We start from the raw sequence: 8655 nt of genomic DNA on the forward strand, positions 1-8655 counted from the left end.
TTACCCAAAAAACCTGCTAGCTTATCGCCTAGCAGGTTTTCTTTATTAATTAAACTCCAGTAATCTTAACTTCAAAAATCGTTCCCTTTGGTTGATTATCTTTAACAACAATTGTTCCTTTTAGGGCTAAAACAATTTGTTGCGCTAGGGATAAGCCAAGTCCAAACCCACCTTTTTGTCTGGTTCTAGCCTTATCTACGCGATAAAAGCGATCAAAGATTTTTTTCTTATCACTATCTGATATTCCAGGACCATTATCAGCTACAGAAATATAAAGATGGCGGTCATTAGTGCGAACAGTAAAGGTAACATGTCCATCATCTTCCGTATATTTAATAGCATTATCAAATAAGATGGTCATTAACTGTTTCAATAACGTTTTATCAGTCTGGATTGGACGACCAACTTGGTTTTGAGCCGTGAAACCTTTCTCATTTTCTTCTGCAATCATGGCATAGTTGGTAAAGACTGTATCAAAGAAAGCAGGTTCTAAGGTTTCGATTTCTGGTTTAATACCATCGTCACGACGAGCCAAGTTCAAAAGATTAGTCGTCAAAAGACGCATGTTGCGTACTTCATCAAGGCTTGAAGCAATATTCTCTGAATTATCTAGAATGGTGCTCTCAGGCTTGCGGAAAAGAACTTCTAATCTGTTTTGAATCACAGCAAGCGGTGTCCGTAACTCATGGCTAGCATTCTCAACAAAAGCCTTCTGCTTCTCCAAGCTTTCCTGGATAGGACGTCTTGACCACTTAGCCAAATACATACTAGCCGCAACAGATAAAAGCCAGAAGAAACTCATCATGATGACAATTAGCTTAACATAACGTTCAGTGGCTTCTTCCAATTGAGTTGTATTAATCGCAATAACAAGGTACTTAGCATCAGGATAGAGGCTATTATCTACTTTTTCAGTAATCAGACGGTACTTTTCCGTTTGATCGAAATAATTCTGAGCACTTCCCTTGCTGATAACATCAATGTTATTTTTGTCTATTGGTAAATTGGATAAGCTTGAAAATTTATCAACGACATTGAGGACTTTTCCACTCTTATCAAGTACCAAGACACTGGTATTTGCCGCAACTGATAAATCGTGAGGAGCATCTTCTATCTTTGATTTCTTCTTAGGCTCTTTCTTAGAGTCACTCGAGTCAGATGTTTCAGCTGTCGACTCATTAGTATCATAGGCTTGGTAAATGGTTGTCGTATTATTTTGATCTACCTCAGAAGTCAGAAAAAGTTCCCGTTTTAGCATTTCCATTTCTAAATAAGAATTGGTTTTAGTGGCTGCCATTTTCAGACTAGAGTCCACATTGGAATAAACGCCGTAACTCAGAATCTGTAAAATCATGACAGTCATGATAAGGAAAATACCAGAAAAAGTGGCAAAGAAATGAATGAACGACTTAAATCCGTCTGACTTGATTCTCCTAAAGAGATAATTGAAAAATTTAGTCAGCATTCTTCAAAATATACCCCACACTTCTCAAGGTTTGGAGATTGGCAGCAAAGTCTGTTCCTTTAAGTTTCTTACGAATTTTAGAAACATAAACCTCAACAACTGATACTGTGGTATCACTATCAAATCCCCAAAGACGGTCAAAAATTTGTGACTTAGGCAAAATCACGTTTTGATTTTGTAAGAAGTAAACTAATAAATCAAACTCTTTACCAAGAAGTTCTACTTCTTTATCCCCCACAAAGATTGAATTTGTAGCAAGATTGACACGAACATCACCAAAAGAAAGTGTGTTTTGGTCAAATTTACCAGATCGTTTCAAAAGTGCTTGAATACGCATCTTCAACTCTTCTAAATAGAAAGGTTTGGTTAGATAGTCGTCTGCACCCAGTTCAAAGCCATGACCCTTATCATCTAGACTTTCCTTAGCCGTCATGATAAGTACAGGAGTTGTTACACCTTTTTCACGTAATTCTCTAAGAACCGTGAAACCATCTTTTTCAGGTAACATAAGGTCTAAAAGAATCAAATCATAGACGCCACTTTCAGCTTCGTAGAGACCTTCATCTCCATCAAAGACTTGCATCACATCAGCAAAGTCATCTAAAAAATCAAAAACTGAGTTCGACAAACTCAAATCATCTTCTACTAGTAGTATTTTAATCATAGTTATCCCCCTTGTTAGGTGTCAAAGATACAAATAACACTTTGACTAAGTTTTATCATTATATCTAAAATAGACGTAATCATCTAGTGCTTTGATCTTCTTTTATTTAGATTTAGTCTACTAAACTTTCCTTAAGTTTTTCATAACTCAAACAAAAAACAGCACCAATAGGTACTGTTTTATATCGATATTTCTTCTTAGAACAAACCAACAGCTGTTCCGTCTTCAGCTACGTCCATCTTGAGGGCTGCTGGTGCTTTTGGAAGACCAGGCATTGTCATGACGTCACCTGTAAGAGCTACGATAAATCCAGCACCTGTTTTAGGAACAAATTCACGAATAGTGATATCAAAACCTTCTGGTGCTCCAAGTAAGAATTGGTTATCTGAGAAGCTATATTGTGTTTTAGCCATACATACTGGCAATTTATCCCAACCGAATTCTGCAAATTGTTTAAGTTGGTTCTTAGCTTTTTTCTCGAAGACAACTGATTTACCACCATAGATTTCAGTAACAATCTTAGTGATTTTTTCTTCCAAGCTATCATCATCAGAATAAAGACGTTTATAGTCGGCATTACCATTTTCAACAGCATCAACTACTGCGTTGGCAAGGTCAATACCACCATCAGCACCATTAGCCCAAACGCTAGCCAATTCAACAGGAACATCGATTTCTGCACAAAGTTCTTTAAGGGCTGCAATTTCAGCTTCTGTATCAGCAACAAATTCGTTAATAGCAACGACTGCTGGAAGACCAAATTTACGAACGTTTTCCACATGACGTTTCAAGTTTGCGAAGCCATCACGAACGGCCTGAACATTTTCTTCAGAGAGGTCAGTTTTGGCTACCCCACCGTGCATTTTGAGGGCACGAAGTGTCGCAACAATAACAACGGCATCAGGAGTTGTTGGGAGGTTTGGAGTCTTGATATCAAGGAATTTTTCAGCACCAAGGTCAGCACCGAAACCTGCTTCAGTAATCGTATAATCAGCCAAACGAAGAGCTGTAGCTGTAGCTAGAACTGAGTTACATCCGTGAGCGATATTGGCAAATGGACCACCGTGTACCAAGGCTGGTGTCCCATAAATTGTCTGTACCAAGTTTGGTTTGATGGCATCTTTAAGAATAAGGGTAAGCGCACCTTCAATTTCAAGATCACCTACATAAACTGGTGTACGGTCATAACGGTAGGCAACTACAATGTTAGCCAAACGTTCTTTAAGGTCATTAATATCAGTAGCCAAGCAAAGAATCGCCATGATTTCAGATGCAACAGTAATATCAAAACCATCTTCACGTGGAATACCATTAAGTGGTCCGCCAAGACCAACATTTACATGACGAAGTGCACGGTCATTAAGGTCAACCACACGTTTCCAAATGATACGACGTTGGTCAATGCCGAGAGCATTTCCTTGGTGAATATGATTGTCAAGAAGGGCTGACAAAGCATTATTTGCTGTAGTAATAGCGTGCATATCCCCTGTGAAGTGGAGGTTGATATCTTCCATCGGAAGCACTTGAGCGTAACCACCACCTGCAGCACCACCTTTAATTCCCATAACAGGACCAAGAGATGGTTCACGAAGGGCAATCATTGTTTTCTTACCAATTTTGTTAAGAGCATCTGCAAGACCAATTGACATGGTTGATTTCCCTTCACCAGCTGGTGTTGGGTTGATAGCTGTCACCAAAATCAATTTCCCTGGCTTATTGTCTTTGACAGCATTGATTTTATCAAATGACAATTTTGCCTTATATTTTCCGTAGAGTTCCAAATCGTCAAAGCCGATTCCAACTTTTTCAACTACTTCTGTGATTGGTTTTAATTCTACACTTTGAGCAATTTCGATATCTGTTTTCATGAGACACTCCTCTATATTTTTCTAGAGTCTATTATATCAGAGTTTGATAAAAAACGCATTATTTTTGGTTAATTACTTTTCAATGTTCGGTTTTTGTTTTGTTATAAATCGTTATAACTTTAATTTATAGGGGTACACCCCAAAAATACCTACTATCTATTTACTAAAGACTCAATTTTTAGTACAATACTACTATGAAAATTTTGATTACATCGGGTGGTACCACTGAAAAGATTGATGCTGTACGTGGAATCACAAACCATTCAACAGGTTATCTAGGAAAGGAAATCGCTGAACTTTTCTTGTCTAAGGGTCACCAAGTAACCTTAGTAACAACCAAGACAGCGGTTAAACCAGAACCGAAAGAAAATCTAAAGATTACAGAAATTACGAACGTAGAAAGTCTTCTCAAAAAAATGGAGCCACTCGTCAAAGAGCATGATGTTCTTATACATAGTATGGCAGTCTCTGATTATACTCCTATTTATATGACGGATTTCGCCGAATTGGAGGACACCGAAGATCTCACTCAATTCTTGCACAAGTCTAATACTGAAAGCAAGATATCATCAGCTTCAGATTATCAAGTTCTCTTTCTTAAAAAGACACCGAAGATCATTAGCCTCGTCAAACAATGGAATCCTGCTATTCAACTGATTGGCTTCAAACTTTTGGTTAATGTAAGTAAAGAAGAGCTTTTTGAGGTTGCTCGTGCAAGTCTGAGACGCAATCAAGCTGATATTATTGTTGCCAACGACTTGAGTGATATTACTGCAGATCAACATATTGCTTATCTAGTTGACGAAAAAAACGAGGAGAAGGTTACGACTAAGTCTGCGATTGCTCGAGCCTTATTTGAAAGGATATGCCATGACTAAACGTATTATCCTTGCTGTTTCAGGATCAATATCTGCCTATAAAGCAGCTGATCTAACAAGTAGGTTAAAGAAAAAAGGTTATGACGTTCACGTCATTATGACTGAAGCTGCTCAAGCCTTTATCACCCCTCTGACACTTCAAGTCCTTTCGAAGAATCCTGTTCACACTGATGTCATGGAAGAAAAATTGGCTGAACGTATTAATCATATTGACTTAGGTAAAGAAGCTGACCTCTTTGTTGTAGCTCCAGCTTCAGCAAATACCATTGCCAAATTAGCACATGGTCTAGCCGATAATATGCTTACTGCTACTGCTTTGGCTTTACCTAGCACCACACCTAAACTAATTGCCCCTGCAATGAATACGAAAATGTATGAAAATCCACTGACTAAGAAGAATTTAGATACTTTGCATGACCTTGGCTACCAAGAAATTCTTCCAAAATCAGGTTTACTGGCTTGTGGGGATACAGGACGTGGTGCCTTAGCTGATATTGATGACATTATTGAATCCATTGACAATGCTTTAACAAAATAGCCTTGCAGAGAATAAAAAGGAGTTTATGATGAATAAGAAAAATAAAGCAAACCAAACGGCTCAGTTATCCCTCTTGATAGCTACAATGGTTGTAATCGAAGTACTCAGTCAAACCATCTTTGCTGCTTTTGTACTTCCAATCAAACCAACCTTAACCCACATCCCAGTTATTATCGCTAGCATCGTCTACGGTCCTAAAATTGGAGCTTATTTGGGTGGCTTCATGGGAATTATGAGTATTATTCGAAACACTGTTATCTATACGGTTAGTAGCTATCTCTTTAGTCCTTTTGTTGAAGGGGGAACTTGGGCATCTGCAGTCATTGCCATCGTTCCTCGTATCCTAATCGGTATTTTCCCTTACTTTGTCTACAAGTTACTTCAAAACCGTCTAGGTCTGGCTCTATCTGGGGTTTTAGGTGCTTTCACTAATACATTTTTTGTACTTCTTGGTATCTACTTCCTAATTCCTAACTTCTACACAGCAGGTGGCAAAACACTAATGGCAACCATTTTCACAACAAATTCGATTGCTGAAATGATTATTGCTGGACTTTTGACAGTAAGTATCACTCCTATGCTTTTACGATTGAAAAAGTAAATCATTTAATCTATGGATAGTGCCGAAAATCAGATACTATTCTATAAACCGTTAAGGAGAATTTTTATGAAAAAATCAACCGCTATTGCAAGAATTGCCATCTTTTTTGCAGTAATGCTCACCATTCATTTTGTAACTTCCTTCATTCTCGAATTTGTTCCGTCTGGTATTCAACCGACCTTAGTTCATATTCCTGTTGTTATCGCTTCCGTCATTTATGGACCTAGAATCGGAGCTGTTTTGGGACTCCTCATGGGCCTCTTTAGTGTGACCATGAATACATTGGTTTTGACGCCAGCAAGTTTCCTCTTTAGTCCCTTTGTCTCACATGGAAATCTCTATTCTCTCATTATTGCACTGTTTCCACGTATTTTAATCGGAGTGACTCCTTACTTCGTCTATCGATGGCTACACAATCGTACTGGTTTAGTGACAGCTGCTATTGTCGGGTCTATGACCAATACCATTTTTGTTCTATTGGGAATTTATATCTTCTTCGGTAACATCTATGGTGGTAGTTTTCAACATTTTCTTGCTTTAATTTTGACAACAAACTCTCTTATTGAAGTTATTGCTACAGTTCTTGTCACAACTGCAGCCGTTCCGACACTTGAAAGATTAAAATAATTAGTTAGGTCGAGACTGATATGTCTTGGCTCTTTTATTTTCATTTACATTTTAGATACCATTTTCTTTTTAAAAAGATTTACAATTATCGCTAGAATTTTCTGAAAAAATTTGTTATAATGTAAGCGGTTAAAAATATAAAGGAGATTGCTATGTCTTACACTGAAAATTATCAAAAATGGCTCGACTTCGCTGAATTGCCTGCTTACCTTCATGATGAGTTGGTCGCAATGGATGAAAAAACGAAAGAAGATGCCTTCTATACCAACCTTGAATTCGGTACAGCTGGTATGCGTGGATTGATTGGTGCTGGTACTAACCGCATTAACATTTACGTTGTTCGCCAAGCAACTGAAGGTTTGGCCCAATTGATTGACTCAAAAGGGGAAGAAGCTAAAAAACGTGGTGTTGCTATTGCCTATGACAGCCGTCACTTCTCTCCAGAATTTGCATTTGAATCTGCACAAGTTTTGGCAGCTCACGGTATTAAATCTTACGTATTTGAAAGCCTTCGTCCAACACCTGAATTGTCATTTGCAGTACGTCATCTTCACACATTTGCTGGTATCATGGTAACAGCCAGCCACAACCCTGCACCATTTAATGGTTACAAGGTTTACGGAGAAGACGGTGGACAAATGCCACCAGCAGATGCAGATGCATTGACAGACTACATCCGTGCTATCGAAAATCCTTTCACTGTGCAATTGGCTGACCTTGAAGAAAGCAAAGCTAGCGGCTTGATTGAAGTTATCGGTGAAAACGTCGACGCTGAATACTTGAAAGAAGTTAAAGGCGTTAACATCAACCAAGACTTAATCAATGAATACGGTCGTGACATGAAGATTGTCTACACTCCACTTCATGGTACTGGTGAAATGTTGGCACGTCGTGCTCTTGCGCAAGCTGGATTTGAAGCTGTACAAGTTGTTGAAGCGCAAGCTGTACCAGACCCTGACTTCTCAACCGTTAAATCTCCAAACCCTGAAAACCAAGAAGCATTTGCTCTTGCTGAAGAACTTGGTCGCAAAGTAGACGCTGATGTATTGGTTGCAACTGATCCCGATGCTGACCGTCTTGGTGTTGAAATTCGTCAACCAGATGGTTCTTACCTCAACCTTTCTGGTAACCAAATCGGAGCTATCATTGCTAAATACATTCTTGAAGCTCACAAAACAGCTGGTACCCTTCCTGCCAATGCTGCCCTCTGTAAATCAATCGTATCAACTGAGTTGGTTACTAAGATTGCAGAAAGCTACGGCGCAACGATGTTTAACGTCTTGACTGGTTTCAAATTTATTGGTGAAAAAATTCATGAATTTGAAACACAACACAACCACACTTACATGCTTGGTTTCGAAGAAAGCTTCGGTTACCTCATCAAACCATTCGTACGTGACAAAGATGCTATCCAAGCTGTTCTTATCGTTGCTGAAATCGCAGCTTACTACCGCTCACGTGGCATGACTTTGGCAGATGGTATCGAAGAAATCTACAAACAATACGGCTACTTCGCAGAAAAAACCATCTCTGTTACCCTTTCAGGTGTTGACGGAGCTGCTGAAATCAAGAAAATCATGGATAAATTCCGTGGCAATGCTCCTAAACAATTCAACAACACAGACATTGCTAAGACAGAAGACTTCTTGGAACAAACAGCTACTACTGCTGACGGCGTTGAAAAATTGACAACTCCTCCAAGTAACGTACTTAAATACATTTTGGCTGATGATTCATGGTTTGCCGTTCGTCCTTCAGGTACAGAACCAAAAATCAAATTCTACATCGCTACAGTTGGTGAATCTGAAGCAGATGCTAAAGAAAAAATTGCGAATATCGAAGCAGAGATCAATGCTTTCGTAGGCGAATAATATTTAAGACTTAGAGCTAAGCTCTAAGTCTTTTTTATACCGACAAAACTTGGATTACGGAAGCAAGCTATCTTTTTTGCTACTAGAACCAATAAACCACCTATAGATTATGATATGATACCTCTTAAGTAGACAAGGTAAAT

The 8655-nt window shown here is 38.7% G+C and carries 8 protein-coding genes; 5 read left to right on the forward strand and 3 right to left on the reverse strand.

What is annotated here, in order from left to right:
* Positions 1-49 precede the first annotated feature (49 nt).
* From HMPREF2607_RS04500 to HMPREF2607_RS04510, 3 genes are all read right to left on the reverse strand, one after another.
* Positions 50-1465 (reverse strand): sensor histidine kinase, encoded by a 1416-nt coding sequence (locus tag HMPREF2607_RS04500; RefSeq protein ID WP_037620265.1) that lies wholly within the window; start codon positions 1463-1465, stop codon positions 50-52.
* Entirely contained in the window at positions 1455-2129 is a 675-nt protein-coding gene (locus tag HMPREF2607_RS04505; RefSeq protein WP_021144033.1) for a response regulator transcription factor, read from the reverse strand. Before HMPREF2607_RS04505 ends, HMPREF2607_RS04500 begins: the two co-directional genes overlap by 11 nt.
* A 197-nt stretch (positions 2130-2326) precedes the next feature.
* On the reverse strand, positions 2327-3997 hold the full coding sequence (locus HMPREF2607_RS04510) for a formate--tetrahydrofolate ligase (RefSeq protein WP_037600835.1): 1671 nt from the start codon (positions 3995-3997) through the stop codon (positions 2327-2329).
* Positions 3998-4191: 194 nt separating this feature from the next.
* On the opposite strand from HMPREF2607_RS04510, the gene HMPREF2607_RS04515 reads away from it, so the two are divergent.
* From HMPREF2607_RS04515 to HMPREF2607_RS04535, 5 genes are all read left to right on the forward strand, one after another.
* Entirely contained in the window at positions 4192-4875 is a 684-nt protein-coding gene (locus HMPREF2607_RS04515) for a phosphopantothenate--cysteine ligase (protein ID WP_004182113.1), read from the forward strand.
* Positions 4868-5413 (forward strand): phosphopantothenoylcysteine decarboxylase, encoded by a 546-nt coding sequence (gene coaC / locus HMPREF2607_RS04520; protein WP_004182014.1) that lies wholly within the window; start codon positions 4868-4870, stop codon positions 5411-5413. Before HMPREF2607_RS04515 ends, coaC begins: the two co-directional genes overlap by 8 nt.
* A 28-nt stretch (positions 5414-5441) precedes the next feature.
* Complete coding sequence (locus HMPREF2607_RS04525; protein WP_004182105.1) at positions 5442-6014, forward strand: ECF transporter S component; 573 nt, start codon at positions 5442-5444, stop codon at positions 6012-6014.
* Positions 6015-6080: 66 nt separating this feature from the next.
* The gene (locus tag HMPREF2607_RS04530; RefSeq protein WP_004182060.1) at positions 6081-6641 is read left to right on the forward strand and encodes an ECF transporter S component; all 561 of its coding nucleotides are present in this window, start codon (positions 6081-6083) and stop codon (positions 6639-6641) included.
* 152 nt (positions 6642-6793) lie between these two features.
* Positions 6794-8512, forward strand: a complete 1719-nt coding sequence (locus HMPREF2607_RS04535; RefSeq protein ID WP_004182081.1) for a phospho-sugar mutase — start codon at positions 6794-6796, stop codon at positions 8510-8512.
* The last annotated feature ends 143 nt before the right edge of the window (positions 8513-8655 follow it).

This window comes from Streptococcus sp. HMSC078H03 (genome assembly GCF_001808655.1).
GTDB lineage: Bacteria > Bacillota > Bacilli > Lactobacillales > Streptococcaceae > Streptococcus > Streptococcus salivarius_G.

Coding starts and splice junctions, on each gene's coding strand:
- HMPREF2607_RS04500 (WP_037620265.1), bottom strand. CDS start 1,465: ATGCTGACTAAATTTTTCAATTATCTCTTTAGGAGAATCAAGTCAGAC.
- HMPREF2607_RS04505 (WP_021144033.1), bottom strand. CDS start 2,129: ATGATTAAAATACTACTAGTAGAAGATGATTTGAGTTTGTCGAACTCA.
- HMPREF2607_RS04510 (WP_037600835.1), bottom strand. CDS start 3,997: ATGAAAACAGATATCGAAATTGCTCAAAGTGTAGAATTAAAACCAATC.
- HMPREF2607_RS04515 (WP_004182113.1), top strand. CDS start 4,192: ATGAAAATTTTGATTACATCGGGTGGTACCACTGAAAAGATTGATGCT.
- coaC (WP_004182014.1), top strand. CDS start 4,868: ATGACTAAACGTATTATCCTTGCTGTTTCAGGATCAATATCTGCCTAT.
- HMPREF2607_RS04525 (WP_004182105.1), top strand. CDS start 5,442: ATGAATAAGAAAAATAAAGCAAACCAAACGGCTCAGTTATCCCTCTTG.
- HMPREF2607_RS04530 (WP_004182060.1), top strand. CDS start 6,081: ATGAAAAAATCAACCGCTATTGCAAGAATTGCCATCTTTTTTGCAGTA.
- HMPREF2607_RS04535 (WP_004182081.1), top strand. CDS start 6,794: ATGTCTTACACTGAAAATTATCAAAAATGGCTCGACTTCGCTGAATTG.